Genomic DNA, 23,160 nt, shown 5'->3' on the forward strand with positions numbered 1-23,160 from the left:
CGGTCCGTGAAACCGCCACCGTCGTGGTGGGCGGGGGTTCACCCGCGATGGCGGGGGTTAATACACTCCCCCAATCGCGGGTGAACCCGCTCCTACAGGGTCCGTGGCGGCGTTACATCCGCCGATTCCTCGCCAGCAACCACAACAGGTAAACCCCGCCCAGCATCCCCGTGGTCAACCCGATCGGCATGTTCAACGACCACGGAAACCGCTGCCCCAGCAGATCCGCCGCCAGCAACAGCACCGCCCCCATCAGCGCCCCGGACACCAGGGGCAACTCCGCCGCCCCGCTCACCCGCCGCGCCAGTTGCGGGGCCGCCAGGGCGACAAAGGCGATGGGCCCGGCCGCCGCCGTGGCGATCGCCGTCAGCGCCACCGCTGCCAGCACCATCAGCAAGCGCGTGCGCTCCACCGCCACGCCCAGCTGGCTCGCCGTGTCATCGCCCATCTCCAGCAGGTTCATCCGCCGCCCGTGGTACAACGCCACCGGCGCGATCAGCAGCAAGCCCAGCGCCGCCGGCAGCACATGGGCCCAGGTGCGGGTGTTCAACGACCCCGCCAGCCACAACTGCGCGGTCATCACCTGGTCGAGATCGCCACTCACCAGCAGGATGGTATTCGACCCGGACAGCATCGCGCCCACGCCGATCCCCACCAGCACCAGCCGATAGCCCCCAGTGCTGCGCCCCTTCACGGCCAGCACGAATACCAGCGCCGCCGTGGCCATGCCGCTGAGCACCGCCGCCAGCGAGGTGCCCAGGGGCCCGGCATCGAACAGGATGATCTGCACGATGGCACCACTGGCCGCGCCGGTGGTGAAGCCGATGATGTCCGGCGAACCCAGGGCATTGCGCGAGATCGACTGGAAGATCGCCCCGGCCATGCCCAGCGATGCCCCTACCAGCAAGGCGGTCAGCACCCGCGGCAGGCGCACCCGGGTGATCACTCGTTGCGCCGTCGGGTCATCACCCGTGCCGCCCAGTGCGGCCAGCACCTGCGCCGGACTCAGGTGCAGGCTGCCGATCCCCAGCAGCACCACGCCGAGCACCAGCGCCAGCACGGCCAGGAGCACGCACACCAGCGCCACCCGTGGCTGCCAGCGCACGGACCAGCCCGCGATACGAAAGACATTCATAGTTTGTTCAACCGGTATTTGCGCACCACCGCAATGAAGAACGGACCGCCGAGCAAGGCCGCGATGATCCCGGCGGCGATCTCGGTGCTGCCGCCCACCACCCGCCCGAGCACGTCGGCCACCAGCAACAGCACTGCGGCGAACAGCGCCGAGTACGGCAGCAGCCAGCGGTAATCCGGCCCCACCAGCAAGCGCGCCAGGTGCGGCGCCACCAACCCGACGAAGGCGATGGGACCGGCCCCCGCCGTGGCCGCGCCGGCCAGCAGCATCACCGCGACGCAGGCCAGCAACCAGGTGCCACGCACACTGGCGCCCAGTGCCTGCCCCAGGTCGCGGCCCAACGCCAGGACATTCAGGTTGCCGACGATGGCCAGCGCTGCCAGCGCACCCGGCGGTACCGCCAGCCCCAGCACCGCCACCGCGTTGAAGTCGGCACGCTCGATGGAACCGGAGGCCCAATGGCGGAACTGGTCGAACACTTCCGCCGGGGCGTTGAGGATGATTACCCCGGTGACCGAGGCCAGCAGCACCGACACCCCGGCCCCCGCCAGCACCAGGCGCACCGGGTTGGTGGTGGTCTCGTGGGCCTGCCCCAGCAGGAACACCGCCGTGCCCGCCAGCCCGGCGCCGAGGAAGGCGAACCACACGTAGCTGGCCATGCTGGTCATGCCGAAGGCGGCCGCCCCGGCGATCACCGCCAGTGCCGCGCCCGCATTGATCCCGAGCAGGCCGGGTTCAGCCAGGGGATTGCGCGTCACCGCCTGCATGATCGCACCGGCCAGGCCCAGGGCCAGGCCGGCGAGGATCGCCACCAGGGTGCGCGGCACGCGCATTTCACGGACGATCAGGTGCGCGTCGTCATGCCGGTCAAAGCTGCGGAAGGCTTCCAGCACATCGCCCGGCGCCAGGGTCCGCGAGCCGATCGCCAGGCTCAGCAGCACGGCGATGGCCAGCAACGCCAGGCCGATGACAAGGCCACACGTGCGCCTGCGCCGGCGGGCCCGGGGTAGGGAAATCGCCAGCGTCACTTAGCGGAAATTCCGCGCAACGGTGTCGATCATCTCGCGCCCGGAGTAGTAGTCGATGCGGAACGAACTCGGGCCCAGGGCGTAGACCCGCTTGTTGACCACCGCCGGCAGGTTGGCCAGCACCGGGTCGTTGAGGAAGGCCTGCACGTCTGCGTCGGTGGCGCTGAGCAGGAACACGCTGTCGCCGCTGATGCCGGCCGACAGGTTCTCGCGGGAAATGAAGGCCACGTCGGAGCTGCGTTGCACCTGCGGCTCCAGCGCCGCCGGCAGCCCCTCGACCTTGAAGCCGAGGGCACCCAGCACCTGCGCCTGAGGGCTGTTCACACGAGCGATGGAGTAGCTGCCGCCGATGTTGTAGCCGACCACGCTGACCGTACCGGCCGATGGCTTGAGGGTCGCGGCAACACCGGCGGCATAGTCGTCGAAGCGCTTGATCGCGGCGGCGGCCTGGGTTTGCAGGCCAGCCTGGCGACCCAGTTCGGTAGCGATCTGTTGCCAGCTCTGGTTGGAATAGTTGATCACCGTGGTCCGAATGCCTTGGGCGTCAAGCTCGCCCCGGTGCTGGATCACGCTGTCGGCGCCGGTGGCGGAGATCACCAGCAGGTCCGGGTCCTGGCCGATCACCGCTTCGATATCGAAGACCAGGTTCTTGTACAGCACCCCGACCCCACGCTCGTCGGCGACCTTCGCCCACTGGGTGAAGAAGCCCTTGCCGTCGGACAACCGGCTCGGCGTGGTGGCGGCGGTCGCGACCAGCGGGGCGTCCATGGCCAGCAGGATGCCGGTGAGGCTGGGGCTGGTGGAGACGATGCGTTTCGGCGGTTCTACCGCCTGGGCCAGGCCGGCCAGCAGGGCCAGGGTGGTGCCGGCGAGGCGCAGGAGGGGGGTGAGGTTTTTCATGAGGGTATCGGCAGGTCAGTGGGATTTGATGTGGTTCGAGGCACCGCGAATCTCAAGATGATACGATTGAGAGCGTTTCGCATTCCATATTGCGGAATAAATTCCGCACATGCAATACTGCCGCGCCATCATTCCCGAGGAATTTCCCGCCATGACGCACCGCCTGCGGGCCGATGCGCTGACCCTGCGCTATGAGCAGCGGACCATTTCCAGCGACCTGAGCATCACCATTCCCGACGGCTCCTTTACCGTCATCGTCGGCCCCAATGCCTGTGGCAAGTCCACCCTGCTCCGTGCCCTCTCCCGCCTGCTGGCTCCCAGTGCCGGCGAGGTGCTGCTGGACCAGCGCCCGATCGGCGAGTTTCCCGCTCGCGAGGTGGCGCGGCGCCTGGGCCTGCTGCCGCAGAGCGCGACGGCGCCGGACGGCATCACCGTGGCCGACCTGGTGGCCCGGGGGCGCTATCCGCACCAGTCGTTCCTGCGCCAATGGTCACGCAGCGACGAACAGGCGGTGAACGAGGCAATGCGGGCGACGGGGGTCGAGAACCTGGCCGAGCGGCCGCTGAACGAACTGTCCGGCGGCCAGCGCCAGCGGGTGTGGATCGCCATGGTGCTGGCGCAGCAGACGCCGATCCTGTTGCTGGACGAGCCGACCACCTACCTGGATATCGCCCACCAGATCGAGTTGCTGGAGTTGCTGGCGGCGTTGAACCGCCAGGGGCGAACCATCGTCGCGGTGCTGCACGAACTGAACCAGGCCTGTCGCTACGGCACGCACCTGGTGGCGATGAAGGATGGCGAGGTGATTGCCAGCGGCGCGCCCGGAGAGGTGTTTACCGAGGAACTGGTGGCACGGGTGTTTGGCCTTGAGGCGTTGATCATTCCGGATCCGGTGACGGGGACGCCGATGGTGGTGCCCAGGGGACTGGCACGGCGCCAATAGGCGACGCGGTCAGCATGGGAGCGGACTCATCCGCTCCCATGCGCTGGGCATCTACTCAGCCCACCCCCTGCCTCCGGTCGACTGGTTCACCACCCGCGCTTCCCGGTACAACGCATCCCGATCCTCCGGCGAATTCAAGCGCCCGAGATCCGTCACCGTGGTCATGCAGCAGACAATCTCCCCCTGCGCATCGAACACCGGCGCCGCCTGCCCGGTAACGTTCGACAGCAGGTGGCTGGTCATCTCCGCCCAGCACCGCTCGCGCACCTCGTCCAGCACCGCCTTGCCCGGCGGCGTGCCGCGGAAATGCGCCGGCTGCTGCTTGCGCGCGGCATCGATCACGGACTTGGGCAGGAACGCCTGGAACACCAGGCCGCAGGCGGTGTTGTCCACCGGCAGGATGTCGCCGAGGGCCAGCGGGTTCACCGAAAAATAGGCGCTGCGGTACCAGCGCACCAGAGTCGGCCCACGCTCGGTCCAGATCGCCACGCCACCACTGGCTGCCTGCCGGTGGGCCAGGGCCTTCATGTGGCTGGCGGCGATTTCCACCGCGTCGACCCGCTTCAGCGCGGCAATGCCGATGCTCAATGCCGCCGGGCCAAGGTCGTACAGGCCGGTGGCCGGGTCCTGCCGGGCCAGCCCTTCCTTGACCAGGCTCTGCAGGTAGCGGTGGGTGGTGGACCCGCCCGTGTTGGTGCGCCGGGCCACCTCGCCCAGGGCCAGTTCGTGCTCGGCGCTGGCCAGCACCTGCAGGAAACGCGTGGCGATGGCCACCGACTGGATGGTCCCGGAACGCTTCTCGCCTGGGGATTGCTCGGCGTCGTCCAGGGCGGACTCGTCTGTCTTCAAATGACTCTCCTCGCCGCTGGGTCGCGGCTGTTCCTTCTGCAGGCTATGGGCGCCAATGGCAAGGCAAGGGCGCTGCGCATGATACCGATTTTGATTTGGGGGGGAAGGCACGCAACTGAACGACAAACCACATTGCGGAATGAATTCTTTATTGAGGAACGTAATGGCCGCGTGATAGCCTTGCGACAAAACGCAATCATTCTCATTCAGGAGTGCTGTTGTTGAACGCCTATTCCCCCCTCACCCTCGCCCGCGGTTTCAGCGTCCTGACCCTGTCGACGCTGCTGGGCGCCACCCAGGCCATGGCGCAGGAAGCTGCCGTCGAGCCGCTGCTGTTCGAGCCCATCGTCATCACCGGCGAAAAGGTCGAGCGCGAACTGAAGAACACCGCCTCGTCCGTGACGGTGAAAAGCGCCAAGGAAATCGACAAGGAAAAGACCGGCAGCGCGACCGTCACCGAGGTGCTCAACGACGTGCCCAACGTGATCTACACCGACAGCGTCGGCGCCCCGGTGATCCGCGGCATGGACAGCCAGGGCCCGAACAACGGGCAGAACGTGTTCTGGGGCGGCACCGTGCCGCGAGCGACCATCAACCTCGACGGCCACTACCTGAACTACAACGAGATGTACTTCGGCGCCACCTCGGTCTGGGACCTGGACAGCATCGAGGTCTTCCGCGGCCCGCAGACCACCTCGCAAGGCGCCAACGCCATCGCCGGGGCGATCATCGTCAACACCAAGGACCCGAGCTTCACCCCGGAAGCCGCGTACCAGGCCGAAGTCGGCAACTACGACTCCCGCCGCACCTCGCTGGCGGTCTCCGGACCGCTGCTGGGCAATGAACTGGCCGGGCGCCTGGCCGTCGACCACTCGGCGCGCGACACCTTCATCGACTACACCAGCGCCAACTTCCAGAAAGGCAAGGCAGACAAGAACTTCAGCAACACCACCGCCCGCGCCAAGCTGCTCTGGCTGCCCAGCGCCCTGCCCGGCCTGGAAGCCAAGTACACCTTCGCCCACAGCGATGCCAACCGGCCGAGCCAGGAGGCCGCGGCGGCGCCGTTCCACAAGCTGGAGCACAGCACCACCACCATGCCGAACTGGGAGCAGTCGACCAACACCAGCGTGCTCGACCTCAGCTACGACTTCGACAACGGCCTCAAGCTGCTCAACCAGGCGCAGTACTCGCTGTCCCACGTGCAGCGCTACACCGGCATTCCCGGCAACGGCGACGCCGACATCGTGCAGAAGAACCTGTCCAACGAAACCCGCCTGGCCTTCGGCGACCAGGACAGCACGGTCAGCGGCGCCACCGGCGTCTACGTGGCCAGGACCAAGTCCGATGAAAGCCTGCGGCTCGCCGGCCTGTCGACCTTCGACGACACCAAGGAAAACCTCGGCGTGTTCGGCGACCTCAGCTACCGCCTCAGCGATCGCTGGACCCTCGGCACCGGCCTGCGCTACCAGGAAGACCGCATCGAACGTGAAGGCCGCTCGGTCCTGGCGCCGACCCCGCTGGATTACCAGAAGACCTTCTCGGCGCTGCTGCCGAAAGTCTCGCTGGCCTACGCCGTGACTCCGGACTGGACCGTCGGCGGCATGCTCAGTCGTGGCTACAACCCCGGCGGCGTGGCATTGAACCTGACCACCCGCAACTGGATGGCGTTCAAGGAAGAGTCGGTGTGGAACTACGAGCTGTTCACCCGCGCCAGCCTGCTGGACGACCGCCTGCAACTGAGCGGCAACCTGTTCTACATGGACCACAAGGACGCCCAGTACAACATCCCGGTGGTGATCTCCACCGGCATCGCGCAGTCCTACACCATCAACGCCGAGAAGGCCCATGCCTACGGCCTGGAACTGACCGCCGACTACCGCGTGCTGGACAACCTGACCCTCAAGGCCAGCGCCGGCACCCTGCGTACCCGGATCGACAAGATCTCCTCGAACAACAGCTATGAAGCCAACGAGTTCGCCCGCTCGCCGGGCTACAGCCTGAGCTTCGGGCCGAGCTGGGATGTCACCGACAAGCTCAACCTTTCGGCGCAGGTGCGGCATGTGGACGGCTACTACTCGGATACCGCCAACACCAAGACCTACGCGGTGGACTCATACACCCTCACCGATGCGCGGGTGGGCTACCGCTTCAGCAAGGCGGTCGAGCTGTATGGCTATGTGAAGAACGTGTTCGATGATCGTTCGCCGCTGTACATGCAGCAGAACCGCGGGATCGGCGGCACCGAGGCAAGCATGACCACGCCGCGGATGTTCGGTGTCGGGGTGAAGGGGGCGTTCTGATTCAGCTCTCGTAGAACACCACATGACCCATTGACTCAGCGGTGACTTGTAGGAGCGGGTTTACCCGCGATTACGGTAGTGAATTCACCGACGCAATCGCGGGTGAACCCGCTCCCACAGGGATTCGAGCAATACCAAGGATCTGCACATGAGCAAGAAAAAACTCCATATCGGCCTCTCCCTCGCTCCCACCTGGCTCAGCGGCGACGGCTGGCGACAGGACAACAGCAATATCGAAGGCCTGTTCGGCGCCGACTTCGCCATCGACCTGGCGCGCCGCGCCGAGGCCGCGCACCTGGACTTCGTGTTCCGCCCGGACGTCAGCAGCCTCGCCGTCGAAGTGATGGAGCACGCCCCCGGCTTCGCCAGCCTCGACCCCACCGTGCTGCTCGCCGCCGTGGCCCAGGCGACCACGCATATCGGCCTGGTCTCCACCGTTTCCACCACCTTCTACCCGCCCTACGTGGTGGCCCGGCAACTGCAATCCCTGCACTGGATCAGCAACGGCCGGGTCGGCTGGAACATCGTCACCGCCCTGCAGGGCCACGAGAACTTCGGCCTGGAACAGATGCCTGGCGCCGAGGAACGCTACCAGCGTGCCGCCGAGTTCACCGAGCTGGTGCAGCAACTCTGGGCCAGCTTCCCCCACGAGGCGCTCAAGCTGGATCGCGCTGCCGGCCAGTACGCCGACACCTCGCTGATCCACCCCGTGAACCATGAGGGCCAGCACTTCAAGGTCAAGGGCCCGCTCAACCTGCCGGCCTTCGGTGGCGCGCGGATTCCCTTCGTCCAGGCAGGCGCCTCGGAGTCCGGCCGCGACTTCGCCGCCTCGGTGGCCGACCTGGTGTTCTCGCCGACGCCGGACATGGACGCCGCCCTGGAGCTGCGCCGCGACCTGTCACGCCGTGCCGAGCACCATGGCCGCGACCCGCAGGACATCCGCCTGCTGCCGGGCCTGAGCCTGTACCTGGCGCCCACGCGGGAAGAGGCACGCGCATTGTTCATGCAGACCCACGCCCGCCTCGACCGCAAGCGCAAGTTCGCCTCGATCAAGGAAATGACCGGGCTGGACCTGAGCCAGTGGCCGGCGGATCGCCCGGTGACCGCCGCCGACCTGCCGCCGCCATTGGCGAAGACCAACAGCCGCACCCACACCAACCTGCTGCGGCGCCTGATCGAACGCGAGTCGTTGAGCGTGGACCAGTTGCTGCTCAAGCCGGAGGTGATCTCGGCGGCGCACTGGCAGGTGATCGGAACGGTGGACGATGCCGTGGACAGCATCGTCGAATGGGCCGAGGCCGGCGCCATGGACGGCTTTATCGCGGCACCGGGGGGCTCGGTGGAGTCGGTGCATCTGTTCCTGGAGCAGGTGATGCCCCGCCTGGTGGAGCGGGGATTGTTCCGCCGGGAGTACAGCGGGGCGACCTTTGTCCATCACCTGAACGATTGAGCATTGCCAGTAGCGTGGGGATTCATCCGGACTTCAGTGGAAGATCCCCAGCAACAGCGTCGCCAGAATCACCGTCGACGCCCCGCCAATCCGCGTCGAGATCTGCGCGAACGGCATCAGCGACATCCTTCCTGCCGCCGACAGGATCGCCACGTCCCCGGTGCCGCCCAGCCCGCTGTGGCAGCAGGTGACGATGGCCGATTCGATGGGGAACATCTTCAGCAGGTTGCCGATCAGGAACCCGGCCAGGGTCATGGCTACCACCACCGCCACGCAGACCGCCACGTAGCCGACGGAGAACACCTTCATCACGCTGTCCAGCGGCACGTAGAGCATCCCCAGGCCGATCATCACCGGCCAGATGAACGCCGTGGACACCAGCTTGTAGAACGCCTTGCTGCCGTCCTCCAGCCGTGCCGGCAGCACTTGCAGGTATTTGAACAGCACGGCGACGAGGATCATCATCACCGGCCCTGGAATGTGCACCACCTTCTCCAGCAGCCCGCCGAGCACGAAGAAGGCGCAGATCACCAGCACGCCGGCGCCCATGTAGCGGAAGTCGATGCCATGCGCCGCCTCTTCCTTCTCGCGGAACCTGTCGTTCTCGTCGCGGGCGCGGATCAGCATGCCGTCGCCATTCAGCTGCGGGCGGCGCAAGGCCAGGCGCGCCAGCACCCCGGCACAGATGATCGCGACGATATTGCCCACCACCGCCGCCGGCACCAGTTGCGCCACGTACTGCTCGGGGCTGCCGCCGAGAATGCTCGAATAGGCCAGCGACAGCGGCAGGATGCCTTCGCCGATGCCGCCGCCGATGATCGGCACGATGATGAAGAAGAAGGTGTGATAGACGCTGTAGCCGAACAACGTACCCACCAGCAGCCCCGCCGTCACCGCGGCCAGGGTGCCCACCAGCAGCGGCACGAACATGCGCAGCATGCCCTGGACCAGGATGAAGCGGTTCATGCCGAGGATGCTGCCCACCACCAGGCTGGCGATGACGAAGTAGAGGAAGTTGGCGTCCTTCATCAGCATCTTGGTCGCATCGATGGTGGTGCTGCCGAAGAAGCCGTGGAACACCAGGATCGACGGCAGCATCAGGCACAGGATGGCGCCGCCGCCGATTTCCCTGAGGATCGGCAGGCGCTGGCCGATCTGGCCGAAGAACATGCCCAGGGTCATGATCACGGCAAGGCCGCCGATCATGGTCTTGGGCAGCAGGCCAAAGTGCGCGGAAAGAAACACGATAAGCGCGATGGCGAGGAAATACGGCAGCGGGATCACCCCGATTTCATAACGCAGCAGACGGCGCAGCGGAGAAGCGGTGGCGTCGGCAGGCGCCGCCACGGAGTCGGAGACCAGGCTCATGGTCGTTCCTCTGTTTGTTGTTGTAGGAGGAGTGGCGATGCCCGAATCCGCGGCTCGGCGCATCGATGGAGGGATGCTATCCTTCGCGCATGGTGGAATAAACGTGCAAACCATGGGGCCTATGAACACACATCGTATCGAATCACCCCTCCCCGAAGACCTCCGCGTGTTCCTCACGGTGATCCGCAAGGCCAGCTTCGCCGGCGCCGCCGACGAGCTGGGACAGTCGCCGGCCTACGTCAGCAAGCGCATCCGCATCCTGGAGGAAACCCTGCGCACCCGCCTGCTGCACCGCACCACCCGGCGCATCGCCCTGACCGAGGCCGGCGAGCGCACCCAGCGCTGGGCGATCCGCATCCTCGATGACCTGGACGATTTCGTCGGCGAACTGACCGACGCCCGCAAGGCGCCGCGGGGCATGCTGCACCTGTGCAGCAGCTTCGGCTTCGGGCGCAACCACATGGCCCCGGCGATCGCCGAGCTGAGTTCGCTGTACCCGGACCTGGAAGTGCGCCTGGACGTGTTCGACCGGGTGGTGGACATCATCGCCGAGGGTTTCGACCTGGAGATCCGCGTCGGCGACGACATCCCCGGCCAGCACATCAGCCGCAAGCTGCTGGACAACCATCGGGTGCTGTGTGCGACGCCAGAGTACCTGGCCCGGCGCGGCACGCCGCAGACCCTCAAGGACCTGGCGGAACACGACTGCCTGGTGCTCAAGGAGCGCAACAATCCGTTCGGGATCTGGCACCTGAAGAATGGCGGGCGGGAAGAAGCGGTGCGGGTCAGCGGGCCGCTGTCGTCGAACAACGGCGAGATCGTTCTGCAGTGGGCCCTGGGCAGCAAGGGCATCCTGCTGCGCTCGCTGTGGGATGTGCGCCCGCTGCTGGCGCAGGGCAAGCTGGTGCAGGTGCTGCACGACTACACGCAGAGCGCCAACGTCTGGGCGGTGTACCCGACGCGGTTGTCGGATTCGGCCAAGCTGCGGGTCTGCGTGGAGTTTCTCGAGAATTATCTCAGGCAGTACTCGGCCTGAGACCTGCGCGCTGCGCGGTTGCCTGAATCAGGCCAGCCAGGGGTTGGCCTGCAGGTGCAGCGCTTCGAAGTCACGGATCTGCGCAGTGCGTTGCAAGGTACTGCCGATGGCGTCGAGCCCCAGTACCAGCGCCTCCTTGCGCAGCGGATCGATGTCGAAGGCAATGCTCTGGCCATCGCGCAGGCGAATCTGCTGGGCCGGCAGGTCGATGCACAGTTCCGCCTCCCCCGCCTCGCCAACCTGCCGTCCCAGTGCCTGCACCTGTTCCTCCGCCAACTGGATCAGCAACACGCCATTGCGCTGGCAGTTGTCGAAGAAGATCCCGGCGAAGCTGCTGCCGATCAGCGCGCGAATCCCCAGTTGCTTGAGCCCCCACACCGCATGCTCGCGGCTGGAACCACAGCCGAAGTTCGGCCCGACCACAAGGAAGCGCGACCAGCGCCACGGCTCCTGGTTGAGGATGAAGTCGGGGTTGGGCTGGCCATCGGCAAGGAAGCGCAGGTCGAAGAACACCCCGCGGTCCAGGCCGCTGCGGTCGATGCCCTTGAGGAACTGCTTGGGCATGATCACATCGGTGTCGACGTTGGCGGCAAGGAACGGCGCGGCGATGCCGCAGACGGAATCGAAGGGTTGCATCTCAGGCCTCCAGGGCGAAGTGGCGAACGTCGGTGAGGTGGCCGCTGACGGCAGCGGCGGCGACCATCGCCGGGCTCATCAGGTGGGTGCGCGCACCGGCCCCCTGGCGGCCCTCGAAATTGCGGTTGGTGCTGGAGGCGCAGCGGTCGCCGGCAGCCAGCACGTCGTCGTTCATCGCCAGGCACATGGAGCAGCCGGACTGGCGCCACTCGAAGCCGGCGTCGCGGAAGATCCGCGCCAGGCCCTCGGCTTCGGCCTGGTCGCGGACCAGGGTCGAGCCGGGCACGATCATCGCACGCACCCCGTCCGCCACCTTGCGTCCCCGCACTACCCGGGCAGCGTCACGCAGGTCCTCGATGCGGGCATTGGTGCAGGAACCGATGAAGGCGTGGCTGATACGGATGTCGCTGAGCCGTGCGCCGGGCTCCAGGCCCATGTAGCGCAAGGCGCGCTGCAGGTCGTGGCGACGGATCAGGTCGGGCTCGTCGTGCGGGTCGGGGACCGCCGCGCCGATGGGCGCTGCCTGGTCCGGGCTGGTGCCCCAGGTGACCATGGGTTCCAGGGCGCTGGCGTCCAGTTCCACTTCGGCATCGAAGGCGGCGCCGGGGTCGCTGTACAGCTCGCGCCAGCGTGCCACGGCCTGCTCCCACAACTCGCCACGGGGCGCGCGGGGCTTGTCCTTGAGGTAGGCGAAGACCTTGTCGTCCGGGGCCATGAAAGCACCCCGAGCGCCGGCTTCCACGGCCATGTTGCAGATGGTCATGCGTGCCTCGACGCTCAGCGCGGCGATGGTCGGCCCGGCGAACTCGATGGCGTAGCCGGTGGCCCCGGAGGCGCCGATGCGGCGGATCAGGGCCATGATGATGTCCTTGGAGACGAGGCCCGCGCCCAGTTCGCCGCGCACGGTCACGCGCATGCTTTTCAGGCGCTTGTAGACCAGGGTCTGGGTCGCCAGCAGGTGTTCGATCTCCGAGGTGCCGATGCCGAAGCCGAAGGCGCCGAGGGCGCCGTAGGTGGTGGTGTGGCTGTCACCGGCGGCGACCACCATGCCCGGCAGGATGAAGCCCTGCTCCGGGGCGACCACGTGCTCGATGCCCTGACGCTTGTCGAGCACATCGAAAAGCTCGATGCCGAAGTCCCGGCAGTTTTCCTCGAAGTACGACACCTGCCGTGCGCCGCCGGCATCCGGCATGGCCGCGATGCGCTCGGGGGCGGTCGGGTTGACGTGGTCGACCACGCACAGCGTCGCCTTGGGCCGCCACACCTCGCGCCCGGCCTCGCGCAGGCCGCTGAAGGCCTGCGGGCTGGTGTACTCGTTGGCCACCTGGCGGTCGATGTAGAGCAGGACATGTCCGTGGTCGTCGAGGGTGCACACGGTATGGCTGTCGATATGCTTGTCGTAGAGGGTTCTGGGGTGGGTCATGGCAGGTCTCTTGTGGTTGTTCATGCAGGCCTGCCACAGGATCATTCAGTGCGGATGGGGCATCAATGCGGGGAATGGAATGTGGTGATTCACCAAATGTGTTCAATCAGCGCCGACAAGGCAACGCGAATCCTGTAGGAGCGGGTTTACCCGCGATGACGGCGGTGAAGCCGACATCGTAATCGCGGGTGAACCCGCTCCTACAGGATCCGCGTTTTGTCCTGAAGATCAGCGAAAGAACTGGCTCGGCGTACGCCCGAAATGCTTCCTGAACATGGCGCTGAACGCACTGGGGCTGTCATACCCCAGCGCCCCGGCCACCTCGATGATCTTCTCCCCCACCGCGATCCGTTCCAGTGCCGCCAGCAAGCGCGCCTGCTGGCGCCATTGGCCGAAGGTCATGCCGGTCTGGCGGCGGAACAGGCGCTGGATGGTCTTTTCATCCAGGCCCAGGCGCAGGCTCCAGTCGCCGAGGGTGGCGTTGTCGCCAGGATCATGCTGCAGCACCGCGCAGATCCTGCGCAGCCGCGGCTCGGTCGGTTGCGGCAGGTTCAATGGCAGGGTCGGGAGGACTTCCAGCTCGTCGAGGATCAGCCGCAGCACCCGCGCGTCCCGGGAGTCCGCGCCGTGGGGATGGCGAATATCCACGGACACCTTGATCAGCTCGCTGAGCAGCGGCGAGACGCTCACCGCGCAGGTGTGCGCGGGCAGTTCGAGCTGCTCGTCGGGCTCGACGAACACGCTGCGCATCTTCACCGCACCGACGCAGCGGATCGAATGCACCTGCCCCCGGGGCATCCAGATGCCGCGACTGGGCGGCACGGTCCACTGCTCCCGTTCCGAATGCACCACCATCACCCCTTCGATGGCGTAGATCAGCTGGTGCTTGCCGTGGGAGTGCGGCGGGATGCTCCAGTTTTCCGGGTAATCGGTGGCGCTGCTGCTCAGTCGCCACTCGGCCAGGTCGATATCGCGGAGGAATTCGTCCAGGGGTCTGATCATCTTGCCCGTTTCTCGACAGTCATTGTCCCAATCGCGCGAGACAGGCGATCAGTCGGCCCCTAGCATAAGCTCCGAAACCATAACCCTGAACCCCTGTGAGCACATTTTCCTCTTGTGTGCCGCGTGACTCTCCGGAAGGTCCAGCATGTCTGCCAGCAGTACCACCGCTCCACCCGTTTCCGCCTCCGCCAGCCCCAGCCAGAGCAGCCCGCTGGTGATGCAGATCATCGCCGGCTGCGCCCTCGCCCACCTGGTCAACGACCTTATCCAGGCGGTCCTGCCGTCGATCTACCCGATCCTCAAGGCCAACTACGGGCTGAGCTTCACCCAGATCGGCCTGATCACCCTGACCTTCCAGCTCACCGCCTCGCTGCTGCAGCCCTGGGTGGGCTACCACACCGATCGTCATCCCAAGCCGTGGCTGCTGCCGGTGGGCTCGATCTGCACGCTGATCGGCATCGTCCTGCTGGCCTTCGTCGGCAGCTTCGGTTCGATCCTGCTGGCTTCGGCGCTGGTGGGCATCGGCTCGTCGACCTTCCACCCGGAAGCCTCGCGCATCGCCCGCCTGGCCTCGGGCGGCCGTTTCGGCCTGGCCCAGTCGACCTTCCAGGTCGGCGGCAACGCCGGTTCCGCGTTCGGTCCGCTGCTGGCGGCGGCGATCATCATCCCCTACGGCCAGGGCCATACCGCCTGGTTCGGGCTGGTGGCGCTGTTCTCGATGTTCGTGCTGTACAAGCTGAGCCGCTGGTACAGCAACCACCTCAGCCTGTTCAAGCTCAAGCAAGGGACCAAGGCTACCCACGGCCTGTCGAAACGCCGGGTGACCTTCGCCCTGGTGGTCCTGGCGCTGCTGGTGTTCTCCAAGTACTTCTACATGACCAGCTTCACCAGCTACTTCACCTTCTACCTGATCGAGAAGTTCGACCTGTCGGTGGCCAGTTCGCAGCTGTACCTGTTCCTGTTCCTCGGCGCGGTGGCGGCCGGCACCTTCTTCGGCGGGCCGATCGGCGACCGTATCGGACGCAAGGCGGTGATCTGGTTCTCGATCCTCGGCGCGGCGCCGTTCACCCTGGCCCTGCCCTACACCGACCTGTTCTGGACCAGCGTGCTCAGCGTGATCATCGGCTTCATCATGGCCTCGGCCTTCTCGGCCATCGTGGTCTATGCCCAGGAGCTGGTACCGGGCAACGTGGGGATGATCGCCGGGATCTTCTTCGGCCTGATGTTCGGTTTCGGCGGGATCGGCGCGGCCTTGCTCGGGCACCTGGCAGACCTGCACGGGATCACCGAGGTCTACACCCTGTGCTCGTTCCTGCCGTTGCTGGGGATCATGACCATCCTGCTGCCTTCGACCAAAGGCGTGTGAGCAGCACGGGCCCCATCGTTGCGATGGGGCCCGGATGCTTGTCGGCTCAAGCGTGGTTGATGTCGCGGTCCTTGGTTTCCGGCATGAAGAAGATGCCCAGCACCGCCGTCATCACCGCGATCGCGATCGGATACCACAGCCCGTAGTAGATATCCCCGGTGGCCGCGACCATGGCGAAGGCCACGGTGGGCAGGAAGCCGCCGAACCAGCCGTTGCCGATGTGGTACGGCAGCGACATCGAGGTGTAGCGGATCCGCGCCGGGAACAGCTCCACCAGCCAGGCAGCGATCGGTCCGTAGACCATGGTCACGTAGATCACCAGGATGGTCAGGAGCAGCAGCACCATCGGGTAGTTGGTCTTGGCCGGATCGGCCTTTTCCGGATAACCGGCATTCTTCAGCGCACCGCCGAGGGTCGCGATGAAGTTGTCGTTGGCCGCCTTGAATTCCGCCGCCGGCAGGCTGCTGCCGTCGAAGCTCGGCAGCATGCTGTTGCCGATGCGCACCTGGGCCACCGCGCCCGGCTCGCCCACTTCGTTCTCATAGGGAATCGCCTTCTTCGCCAGCAGGCTCTTGGCCACGTCGCAGGAGCTGGTGAAGCGCGCCTTGCCCACCGGGTCGAACTGGAACGAGCACTGCGCCGGGTCGGCGATCACCGTCACCGGGTTCTGTTGCTGGGCGGTGTAGATGTCCGGATTACCGAATTCGGTGAGGCCCTTGAAGATCGGGAAGTAGGTCAGCGCGGCCAGGATGCAGCCGGCCATGATGATCTTCTTGCGGCCGATGCGGTCTGACAGGCTGCCGAAGAAGATGAAGAACGGCGTGCCGATCAGCAGCGAACCGGCGATCAGCAGGTTGGCGGTCTGCGGGTCGATCTTCAGCGTCTGCAACAGGAAGAACAGCGCGTAGAACTGCCCGGTGTACCAGACCACGGCCTGGCCTGCGGTGCCGCCGAGCAGGGACATGATCACCACCTTGAGGTTGTCCCAGCGGGCGAAGGACTCGGTCAGTGGCGCTTTCGACGCCTTGCCCTCTTCCTTCATGCGCTTGAACACCGGCGATTCCTGCAACTGCATGCGGATGTACACCGAGACAATCAGCAGCAGGATCGACAGCAGGAACGGAATCCGCCAGCCCCAGGCCTCGAAGGCCTCGGTGCCGAGGGCGGTGCGGCAGGCGAGGATCACCAGCAACGAGAGGAACAGGCCGAGGGTCGCGGTGGTCTGGATCCACGAGGTGAAGAAACCGCGCTTGCCGGGCGGCGCGTGTTCCGCCACGTAGGTTGCCGCGCCGCCGTACTCGCCACCCAGGGCCAGCCCCTGCAACAGGCGCAGGGTAATCAGGATGATCGGCGCCGCCACGCCGATGCTGGCGTAGCTGGGCAGGATGCCGACCACCGCGGTGGACACGCCCATGATGATGATGGTGATGAGGAAGGTGTGCTTGCGCCCGATCATGTCGCCCAGGCGCCCGAACACGATGGCGCCGAACGGTCGCACCGCGAAGCCGGCGGCGAAGGCCAGCAGGGCGAAGATGAACGCGGTGGTTTCATTGACCCCGGCGAAGAAGTGCTTGGCGATGATCGCCGCCAGCGAGCCGTACAGGTAGAAGTCGTACCACTCGAAGACCGTGCCGAGTGACGAGGCAAAGATGACCTTGCGCTCGTCGTGGGTGATGTTCTTGCCGGACGTGCTGCCCGGGGATGAAGTACCGCTGACTGCCGCCATGAATGTTCTCCGTCTTGTTCTTGTAGGCCGGAGCTTCCCGCTTTGATTTCCGCACGCACTCTGGCCATTCGAAAGGCTGATGACATCGGATTACGGACTGCGCCGGGCCCGGGAACGGGCGGACGGCCTCGCGTTGCACGCAGGATTAAGAATAATCGCAGCTTGGCAGATAGCCAGCGGCTGGACCGCTGGCGCAGAAACAGCGATTCAGAAGTGGCGGAACAGCGCCGCCGCGACGATTCCCGCAGCAATCGCCGGCAACGGCTTCTTCACCAGCAGCATCACCAGCGCCGTGCTGGCCAGCGCCACCCGCGCGCCGTTGTCGCCGCTGATCGCCAGCGGCGTCAGCACCGCCACCAGCACCGAGCCGGACATCGCCCCGATGAACTGCTGCACGCGACGGTTGATGGGCACGAAGGACATCACGAAGACCCCGCCCCAGCGCGTCGCCAGGGTCACCACGGCCATGACCAGGACTAGGATCAACGGGCCGTAGCCCGTGGTTTCAATGCTCATCCTTGCTCTTCTCCATCCACACCGCGCCGACGATACCGCCGGCCAGGGCGCCGACCACCACATGGCTGTTCTCCGGCAGGAACACGTACGCCAGCAACGCCGAAGCGGCGGCGACGCCCCAGATCAGCAGCATGCGCAGGTCTTTCTTGCCACCCACCACCATCGACAGCAGGAAGCAGCCCATGACCATGTCCAGGCCCCAGCTCACCGGGTCGCTGACCAGGTTGCCGAAATACAGGCCGAGCCAGGTGCCGAGGATCCAGGTCGACCACAGCGCCAGGCCGCCGCCGAAGAGGATGCCCAGCCCCGGCTTGCCGGCGGACAGCGCCTGCATGGCCATGGCCCAGTTGGCATCGGAGACCACCAGCATGATCCCGTAGCGCCGCGCCACCGGCAGTTCCCGCAACCACGGGTAGAGCGTGGCACCCATCAGCAGGTGACGGGCATTGATGGCGAACACAGTGACAATCAACGGCACCAGCGGCACCTGCGCCCCCCACAGGTCAAGGGCGGCGAACTGCGACGCGCCGGCGAACACCAGGGTGCTCATCCACATGATCGTCGGCGCATCCAGCCCGACCTGGGCCGCTGCCAGGCCGAAGGCCAGGCCGAACACCACGACGAACATCGAGATCGGCAGCAACTGCCGGAACCCGTCCCATACCTCGTTGTAGCCCAGCTCCGTGGAGCCCTTGGCAACCGATAACACGACAAACCTCCTCATCCGCGGCCCGTCCGGCGGACCGCTGTTCTTCTGGCAACGCTTTCGGACGCCCGCCACTATCCGGCAGACACGTCTTTGCGAAAAGCGCATATTACGCATCCGACCTATTTGTTAATCGAATGCAAAGGAGCATGCCCCCATGCAGGACCTGCAGATCGACTGGCTCAAGTGCTTCGTCGCCGTGGTGGACACCGGCTCGCTATCCGGCGCCGCCCCCGAGGTGCACCGTTCGCAATCGGCGGTGAGCATGCAGTTGAAGAAGCTGGAGGCCGCAGTGGGCCGGCAACTGCTGGTGCGCGATGCCCGCCAGCAACAGCTGACCCCGGACGGCCAGGTGCTGCTGGGCTATGCGCGGCGCATCCTCGACCTGCACAGCGACGCGCAGAACGCCTTCCGTGGCGACGAACTCACCGGGCGCATCCGCCTCGGCGTGCCGGACGACTACGCGGCGCGCTACCTGACCCCGGTGCTCAAGCGCTTCGCCCTGCGCTATGGCGCGGTGGAAATCGAGCTGGATTGCGAACAGTCCACCTCGCTGATCCCGCGGATCGAGCAGGGCGACCTGGACCTGGCCCTGGTCTCCCGCGACCATTCGCGGCGCGGCACCCTGCTGTTCCGCGAGCCGATGGTCTGGGTCGGTTCGCCGCAGTTCGATGTCTGGCGCCGCGACCCGCTGCCCATCGCCACCTACGAAAGCACCAGCCTGGCGCGGCGCTGCGCCATCCACTCGCTGGCCCTGCAAGGACGCGACTACCGGGTGGTGTACAACAGCTCAAGCCTGGCCGGGCAGATCGCCGCGGTGGAAAGCGGCCTGGCGGTGGCGGTGCTGACCCGCTGCAGCGCCCCGGAGCACCTGGAGATCCTCGGCGCCGAGCACGGCCTGGGGCCGCTGGAGCCGATGGAGGTGGCGGTTTACCGCAGCCGAGCGTCCCAAGGATCGAAGCCGGTGGACCAGTTGCATGGGCTGTTGATCAAGATGCTCAAGACGGCGGCGGTGTCCTGAGACATAGCCTTCTGGTTCTGCACGGGCTTGTGGGAGCGGGGACTTGTGGGAGCGGGTTTACCCGCGATTGCGATACTGAATTCACCGGCGTCATCGCGGGTGAACCCGCTCCCACAAGGTCTGCGTCGCTCTCCAGACCTGTTCTCTGCGCGACTGAGCAGCCAGAAAGGCGGGGCGAACTCCCAAAGACTCCGGGCCGACCATTCGATGTCTGTCCATCCCATGATTGCTGGCCCTGCCCGGCTCTATCCCGTACCATCCCGCCCCCCGGTCTGCGCAAGGTGCCTCTATCTGCCGCCGCACTCGTTCGAATGGAGATCGCATCCGCATGTCGCCTTCCCGCCTCGCCCTTGCCCTGCTGGCCTGCCTTGGCCTGGGCAACGTTGCCTTCGCCGCCCCGACCCGTTACCCGCTGACCCTCGAAAACTGCGGGGTGAAGCTGACCTTCGACCAGGCCCCCGCCCGCGCCGTGACCATCGGCCAGGCCGGCACCGAGATGTTTTACGCCCTGGGCCTGGGCGACCGACTGGCCGGCACCTCGCTGTGGTTCAACGACGTGGCGCCGCAGTTCAAGGCGCAGAACGACAAGGTCGCGCGCCTGGCCGACAACGAGCCGAGCTTCGAGGCGGTGATCGGCAAGCGTCCGGGCCTGGTAGCGGTGCAGTTCGAGTGGATGGTCGGCCCGCAAGGCGTGGTCGGCACCCGCGAGCAGTTCGCCGAACTCAAGGTGCCGGCCTACCTGCTGCCCTCCGACTGCGAAGGCAAGGACAACCTCACCGGCGCCGACGGCACCCGCCTGGAAACCTTCCGCGTCGACAGCCTGTACAAGAGCATCGAGCAACTGGCGCAGATCATGGACGTGCAGGACCGTGGCACGGCCCTGGTGGACCAGCTCAAGGCGCGCCTGGCAGCCGTCACCGCCGGCGCCGGCCAGCGTCGCGAGCAGGACCAGTCGGCGCTGTTCTGGTTCTCCAGCGCCGACCTCGATACCGACCCCTACGTCGCCGGGCGCAAGGGCATCCCCGATTTCATGCTGAACAGCCTGGGCATGCGCAACGTGGTCGAGTCCGACGAGGAATGGCCGAACGTGGGCTGGGAAACCCTGGCCAAGGCCAACCCGACCTTCATCGTCATCGCGCGCATGGACCGCCGTCGCTTCCCGGCGGATGACTACCAGAAGAAACTGGAATTCCTCAAGACCGACCCGGTCACCCGCAACATGGACGCGGTGAAGCACGAGCGCATCGTCATCATCGACGCCGATGCCATGCACGCGGGCGTACGCCTGATGGACGGCCTCGAAGTGCTGGCCGCAGCCAGCCAGAAGCTGCGCAAGGCCAACTGATGCAGCACGCCGTCGCCCGCCTCGCCCTGCGCTCGCTGGCCCATGCCCTCTGGGTCGGCGCCCTGCTGGGCCTGGCGGTGATCGCCGCCGCCAGCATCGGCGAGACCCGCCTCGGCCTGTCCGTGGTGCTGGAGGTGCTGGGCAACAAGCTGTGGAATGCCGGGCACCTGCTCGACCCCATCGACGCAGGCATCATCTGGAACTACCGCCTGCCCCGCGCCCTGGTGGCCGGGGCCTGCGGGGCCGGGCTGGCGACGGCGGGCGCGGTGCTGCAGGCATTGCTGCGCAATCCGCTGGCCGATCCCTACCTGCTGGGGATTTCCGCCGGGGCCTCGACCGGTGCCGTGCTGGTGACCCTGCTCGGCGTCGGCGCGGGGATGCTGAGCATGTCCGGCGGTGCCTTCCTCGGTGCGCTGGGCGCCTTCGCCCTGGTCACCCTGCTCGCCCGCAGTGCCCGTGGCAGCGGCAGCAACGGCCAGATCATCCTCGCCGGGATCGCCGGCTCGCAGTTGTTCAACGCCCTGACTGCATTCCTGATCACCGCCTCGGCCAGCGCCGAGCAGGCCCGCGGCCTGATGTTCTGGCTGCTGGGCAACCTAAGCGGGATCCGCTGGCCGGCGATGTGGCTGGCGTTGCCGGTGGTGCTGCTGGGCCTGCTGGTGTGCCTGTGGCATCGCCGCGCCCTGGATGCCTTCACCTTCGGCAGCGACGCTGCCGCAGCCCTGGGCATCCCGGTGCGCCGCGTGCGCATGCTGCTGGTGGCCTGCGCGGCATTGATGACTGCGGTGCTGGTGTCCATCGTCGGCGCCATCGGCTTCGTCGGCCTGGTGATCCCCCATGCCGTGCGCCTGCTGACCGGGCCGCGGCATACCCGCCTGCTGCCGCTGAGTGCGCTGGGCGGGGCCTTGTTCCTGATGGCCGCCGACGTGCTGTCACGCACCCTGCTCAAGGGCCAGGTGCTGCCCATCGGCGTGATCACCGCACTGGTCGGCGCGCCGCTGTTCGCCCTGATCCTGGTCCGGGGGCAGCGTCCACGATGAATGCCTTCGATCAATGCACCGCCGCGCTGGAATGCAGCGGCCTGGGTTACCAGGTCAAGGGCACCGCGCTGCTCGATGGGGTGAGCCTGCAGGTACGGCCAGGGGAAACCCTGGGCATCGTCGGGCCGAACGGCTCCGGCAAGTCCACCCTGCTCAGGCTGCTGGCGGGTTTGTTGCGTCCCCACAGCGGCGAAGTCCGCCTCAACGGCGAACCCATGCACCGGCTGCGACGCCGCGAAGTCGCGCGCCAACTGGCGGTGGTGGAACAACAGGCCAGCACCGACGACGCCCTGCGCGTGCGCGATGCCGTGGAGCTGGGGCGCACGCCGTGGCTGTCGGCGCTGTCGCCGTGGAGCGCCGCCGATGACGGGATCGTCGACCAGGCCTTGCAGGCGGTGGGCATGGCGCACCTGGCGCAGCGGCTGTGGCACAGCCTGTCCGGCGGCGAACGCCAGCGCGTGCACATCGCCCGCGCCCTGGCCCAGCAGCCGCGGATCCTGCTGCTCGACGAGCCGACCAACCACCTGGATATCCAGCAGCAACTGGGCATCCTCGCCCTGGTCCAGGCCCTCCCGGTAACCACCCTGATCGCCCTGCACGACCTCAACCAGGCCCTCGGCTGCGACCGCCTGGCGCTGATGGACCACGGCCGCCTGGTGGCCCTTGGCGCGCCGCTCGATGTGCTGACCCCGCAACGCCTGCACGACACCTTCGGCGTGCACGGCCACTTCATCGAAGACCCGCTGGACGGCAGCCGCTACCTGCGCTTGCGTGCGCGTTGATCAGGCCAGTTCCAACTCCATGTGCGTAGTCCGCCACAGCGGATCGTCCTCCACATCCAGCACCACGAAACCCTGCCGCTGCCAGAACTCGACCGCCCCCGGCAGGAACGGATGGGTATGCAGGTAAAGCACCTCGACGCCCGCTGCACGCGCCATGTCCCTCAGCGCCTCGTACAACCGCCGTCCCAGGCCGTCGCGCCGATAGCCCGGCTCGACGAACAGGCGCACCACCTCCACCACTCGCCGTCCGCGATAGTCCAGTTGCGCGAAACGATGGTCATAGCGCAAGTAACCGATCGCCGCGACGATACGCCCGGCATCCCGGGCGATCAGGAAACGCCCGGCCCCGGGCACCAGGTAGTGCCCGACGAAATCCACCAGGTCCGCCGGCATCGGCGCATCCGCCAGCATCGGGAAGATCCGTGCCCGCGCCTGCATGACGAAGTCCACCACAGCCGCGATATCACCTTCGCCAGGGACTTCGATGGGAAGATCCACCGAACTCATGTCAATAAGCCACGAAAAAAGCCGGGATTTGCTTGACCCACCACGGAAACCTCCCATTAAATCCGCACATTCCAAAAACAA

Annotated in this window: 21 protein-coding genes; 9 read left to right on the forward strand and 12 right to left on the reverse strand. The window is 66.5% G+C overall.

Features of this window, described 5'->3' with window-relative positions; translation table 11 throughout:
- Positions 1-112 precede the first annotated feature (112 nt).
- The 3 genes from V0R59_RS28110 to fepB are packed head-to-tail and all read right to left on the reverse strand — an operon-like array spanning position 113 to position 3,063.
- Entirely contained in the window at positions 113-1,135 is a 1,023-nt protein-coding gene (locus V0R59_RS28110) for a FecCD family ABC transporter permease (protein WP_330075501.1), read from the reverse strand.
- Entirely contained in the window at positions 1,132-2,157 is a 1,026-nt protein-coding gene (locus V0R59_RS28115; protein ID WP_375547382.1) for a FecCD family ABC transporter permease, read from the reverse strand. Before V0R59_RS28115 ends, V0R59_RS28110 begins: the two co-directional genes overlap by 4 nt.
- Positions 2,158-2,163: 6 nt before the next feature.
- Entirely contained in the window at positions 2,164-3,063 is a 900-nt protein-coding gene (gene fepB, locus V0R59_RS28120; protein ID WP_330075503.1) for a Fe2+-enterobactin ABC transporter substrate-binding protein, read from the reverse strand.
- Between the two features lie 151 nt (positions 3,064-3,214).
- On the opposite strand from fepB, the gene V0R59_RS28125 reads away from it, so the two are divergent.
- Complete coding sequence (locus tag V0R59_RS28125) at positions 3,215-4,006, forward strand: ABC transporter ATP-binding protein (protein WP_330075504.1); 792 nt, start codon at positions 3,215-3,217, stop codon at positions 4,004-4,006.
- Between the two features lie 51 nt (positions 4,007-4,057).
- On the opposite strand, the gene V0R59_RS28130 is transcribed toward V0R59_RS28125, so the two are convergent.
- Positions 4,058-4,834, reverse strand: coding sequence for an IclR family transcriptional regulator (locus V0R59_RS28130; RefSeq protein WP_330075535.1), 777 nt, complete (start codon positions 4,832-4,834; stop codon positions 4,058-4,060).
- Positions 4,835-5,076: 242 nt separating this feature from the next.
- On the opposite strand from V0R59_RS28130, the gene V0R59_RS28135 reads away from it, so the two are divergent.
- Together V0R59_RS28135 and V0R59_RS28140 are read left to right on the forward strand one after the other, a co-directional pair.
- Positions 5,077-7,155, forward strand: a complete 2,079-nt coding sequence (locus V0R59_RS28135) for a TonB-dependent receptor (RefSeq protein WP_330075505.1) — start codon at positions 5,077-5,079, stop codon at positions 7,153-7,155.
- A gap of 148 nt (positions 7,156-7,303) precedes the next feature.
- Complete coding sequence (locus tag V0R59_RS28140) at positions 7,304-8,605, forward strand: NtaA/DmoA family FMN-dependent monooxygenase (protein ID WP_330075506.1); 1,302 nt, start codon at positions 7,304-7,306, stop codon at positions 8,603-8,605.
- Between the two features lie 33 nt (positions 8,606-8,638).
- Here the strand turns inward: V0R59_RS28140 and V0R59_RS28145 are convergent, their stop codons facing one another.
- Positions 8,639-9,973 (reverse strand): 2-hydroxycarboxylate transporter family protein, encoded by a 1,335-nt coding sequence (locus tag V0R59_RS28145; RefSeq protein WP_330075507.1) that lies wholly within the window; start codon positions 9,971-9,973, stop codon positions 8,639-8,641.
- Between the two features lie 121 nt (positions 9,974-10,094).
- Between V0R59_RS28145 and V0R59_RS28150 the strand changes: the two genes are divergently transcribed.
- On the forward strand, positions 10,095-11,009 hold the full coding sequence (locus tag V0R59_RS28150) for a LysR substrate-binding domain-containing protein (RefSeq protein ID WP_330075508.1): 915 nt from the start codon (positions 10,095-10,097) through the stop codon (positions 11,007-11,009).
- Between the two features lie 27 nt (positions 11,010-11,036).
- On the opposite strand, the gene leuD is transcribed toward V0R59_RS28150, so the two are convergent.
- The 3 genes from leuD to V0R59_RS28165 all read right to left on the reverse strand — a co-directional run bounded on the left by leuD (position 11,037) and on the right by V0R59_RS28165 (position 14,070).
- Positions 11,037-11,645, reverse strand: coding sequence for a 3-isopropylmalate dehydratase small subunit (leuD, locus tag V0R59_RS28155; protein ID WP_330075509.1), 609 nt, complete (start codon positions 11,643-11,645; stop codon positions 11,037-11,039).
- 1 nt (position 11,646) lies between these two features.
- Positions 11,647-13,068, reverse strand: coding sequence for a 3-isopropylmalate dehydratase large subunit (gene leuC / locus V0R59_RS28160; protein ID WP_330075510.1), 1,422 nt, complete (start codon positions 13,066-13,068; stop codon positions 11,647-11,649).
- Positions 13,069-13,296: 228 nt separating this feature from the next.
- Entirely contained in the window at positions 13,297-14,070 is a 774-nt protein-coding gene (locus V0R59_RS28165; protein WP_330075511.1) for an AraC family transcriptional regulator, read from the reverse strand.
- A gap of 145 nt (positions 14,071-14,215) precedes the next feature.
- Between V0R59_RS28165 and V0R59_RS28170 the strand changes: the two genes are divergently transcribed.
- Positions 14,216-15,436 carry an MFS transporter gene (locus tag V0R59_RS28170; RefSeq protein ID WP_330075512.1) on the forward strand — a complete coding sequence of 407 codons (1,221 nt, stop codon included), beginning with the start codon at positions 14,216-14,218 and terminating at the stop codon, positions 15,434-15,436.
- A gap of 46 nt (positions 15,437-15,482) precedes the next feature.
- Here the strand turns inward: V0R59_RS28170 and V0R59_RS28175 are convergent, their stop codons facing one another.
- The 3 genes from V0R59_RS28175 to V0R59_RS28185 all read right to left on the reverse strand — a co-directional run bounded on the left by V0R59_RS28175 (position 15,483) and on the right by V0R59_RS28185 (position 18,402).
- A complete protein-coding gene (locus V0R59_RS28175; protein WP_330075513.1) occupies positions 15,483-17,162 on the reverse strand; it encodes an MFS transporter in 1,680 nt (559 codons plus the stop codon).
- A 207-nt stretch (positions 17,163-17,369) separates the two neighbouring features.
- Positions 17,370-17,678, reverse strand: a complete 309-nt coding sequence (locus V0R59_RS28180; protein WP_330075514.1) for an AzlD family protein — start codon at positions 17,676-17,678, stop codon at positions 17,370-17,372.
- Positions 17,668-18,402, reverse strand: a complete 735-nt coding sequence (locus V0R59_RS28185) for an AzlC family ABC transporter permease (protein ID WP_330075515.1) — start codon at positions 18,400-18,402, stop codon at positions 17,668-17,670. The genes V0R59_RS28180 and V0R59_RS28185 overlap by 11 nt, the downstream gene beginning before the upstream one ends.
- Before the next feature lie 139 nt (positions 18,403-18,541).
- On the opposite strand from V0R59_RS28185, the gene V0R59_RS28190 reads away from it, so the two are divergent.
- The 4 genes from V0R59_RS28190 (at position 18,542) to V0R59_RS28205 (ending at position 22,572) form a co-directional block, all read left to right on the forward strand.
- The gene (locus V0R59_RS28190) at positions 18,542-19,405 is read left to right on the forward strand and encodes a LysR family transcriptional regulator (RefSeq protein WP_330075516.1); all 864 of its coding nucleotides are present in this window, start codon (positions 18,542-18,544) and stop codon (positions 19,403-19,405) included.
- 328 nt (positions 19,406-19,733) lie between these two features.
- Complete coding sequence (locus V0R59_RS28195; RefSeq protein WP_330075517.1) at positions 19,734-20,750, forward strand: ABC transporter substrate-binding protein; 1,017 nt, start codon at positions 19,734-19,736, stop codon at positions 20,748-20,750.
- A complete protein-coding gene (locus tag V0R59_RS28200) occupies positions 20,750-21,790 on the forward strand; it encodes a FecCD family ABC transporter permease (RefSeq protein WP_330075518.1) in 1,041 nt (346 codons plus the stop codon). Before V0R59_RS28195 ends, V0R59_RS28200 begins: the two co-directional genes overlap by 1 nt.
- Positions 21,787-22,572: an ABC transporter ATP-binding protein gene (locus tag V0R59_RS28205; RefSeq protein WP_330075519.1), complete on the forward strand. Its 786-nt coding sequence runs from the start codon at positions 21,787-21,789 to the stop codon at positions 22,570-22,572. Before V0R59_RS28200 ends, V0R59_RS28205 begins: the two co-directional genes overlap by 4 nt.
- Here V0R59_RS28205 and V0R59_RS28210 read toward each other — a convergent pair whose 3' ends face one another.
- Positions 22,573-23,079, reverse strand: coding sequence for a GNAT family N-acetyltransferase (locus tag V0R59_RS28210; RefSeq protein WP_330075520.1), 507 nt, complete (start codon positions 23,077-23,079; stop codon positions 22,573-22,575). It lies immediately after the preceding gene.
- Positions 23,080-23,160: the final 81 nt, after the last annotated feature.

The organism is Pseudomonas ulcerans (genome assembly GCF_036324125.1).
GTDB classification, from domain to species: Bacteria; Pseudomonadota; Gammaproteobacteria; order Pseudomonadales; family Pseudomonadaceae; genus Aquipseudomonas; species Aquipseudomonas ulcerans.

Bases quoted from the DNA above. Each gene is read 5' to 3' on its own strand.
- V0R59_RS28110 (WP_330075501.1), bottom strand. From the start codon at position 1,135: ATGAATGTCTTTCGTATCGCGGGCTGGTCCGTGCGCTGGCAGCCACGG.
- fepB (WP_330075503.1), bottom strand. From the start codon at position 3,063: ATGAAAAACCTCACCCCCCTCCTGCGCCTCGCCGGCACCACCCTGGCC.
- V0R59_RS28125 (WP_330075504.1), top strand. From the start codon at position 3,215: ATGACGCACCGCCTGCGGGCCGATGCGCTGACCCTGCGCTATGAGCAG.
- V0R59_RS28140 (WP_330075506.1), top strand. From the start codon at position 7,304: ATGAGCAAGAAAAAACTCCATATCGGCCTCTCCCTCGCTCCCACCTGG.
- V0R59_RS28145 (WP_330075507.1), bottom strand. From the start codon at position 9,973: ATGAGCCTGGTCTCCGACTCCGTGGCGGCGCCTGCCGACGCCACCGCT.
- V0R59_RS28150 (WP_330075508.1), top strand. From the start codon at position 10,095: ATGAACACACATCGTATCGAATCACCCCTCCCCGAAGACCTCCGCGTG.
- leuD (WP_330075509.1), bottom strand. From the start codon at position 11,645: ATGCAACCCTTCGATTCCGTCTGCGGCATCGCCGCGCCGTTCCTTGCC.
- leuC (WP_330075510.1), bottom strand. From the start codon at position 13,068: ATGACCCACCCCAGAACCCTCTACGACAAGCATATCGACAGCCATACC.
- V0R59_RS28165 (WP_330075511.1), bottom strand. From the start codon at position 14,070: ATGATCAGACCCCTGGACGAATTCCTCCGCGATATCGACCTGGCCGAG.
- V0R59_RS28170 (WP_330075512.1), top strand. From the start codon at position 14,216: ATGTCTGCCAGCAGTACCACCGCTCCACCCGTTTCCGCCTCCGCCAGC.
- V0R59_RS28175 (WP_330075513.1), bottom strand. From the start codon at position 17,162: ATGGCGGCAGTCAGCGGTACTTCATCCCCGGGCAGCACGTCCGGCAAG.
- V0R59_RS28180 (WP_330075514.1), bottom strand. From the start codon at position 17,678: ATGAGCATTGAAACCACGGGCTACGGCCCGTTGATCCTAGTCCTGGTC.
- V0R59_RS28185 (WP_330075515.1), bottom strand. From the start codon at position 18,402: ATGAGGAGGTTTGTCGTGTTATCGGTTGCCAAGGGCTCCACGGAGCTG.
- V0R59_RS28190 (WP_330075516.1), top strand. From the start codon at position 18,542: ATGCAGGACCTGCAGATCGACTGGCTCAAGTGCTTCGTCGCCGTGGTG.
- V0R59_RS28195 (WP_330075517.1), top strand. From the start codon at position 19,734: ATGTCGCCTTCCCGCCTCGCCCTTGCCCTGCTGGCCTGCCTTGGCCTG.
- V0R59_RS28200 (WP_330075518.1), top strand. From the start codon at position 20,750: ATGCAGCACGCCGTCGCCCGCCTCGCCCTGCGCTCGCTGGCCCATGCC.
- V0R59_RS28205 (WP_330075519.1), top strand. From the start codon at position 21,787: ATGAATGCCTTCGATCAATGCACCGCCGCGCTGGAATGCAGCGGCCTG.
- V0R59_RS28210 (WP_330075520.1), bottom strand. From the start codon at position 23,079: ATGAGTTCGGTGGATCTTCCCATCGAAGTCCCTGGCGAAGGTGATATC.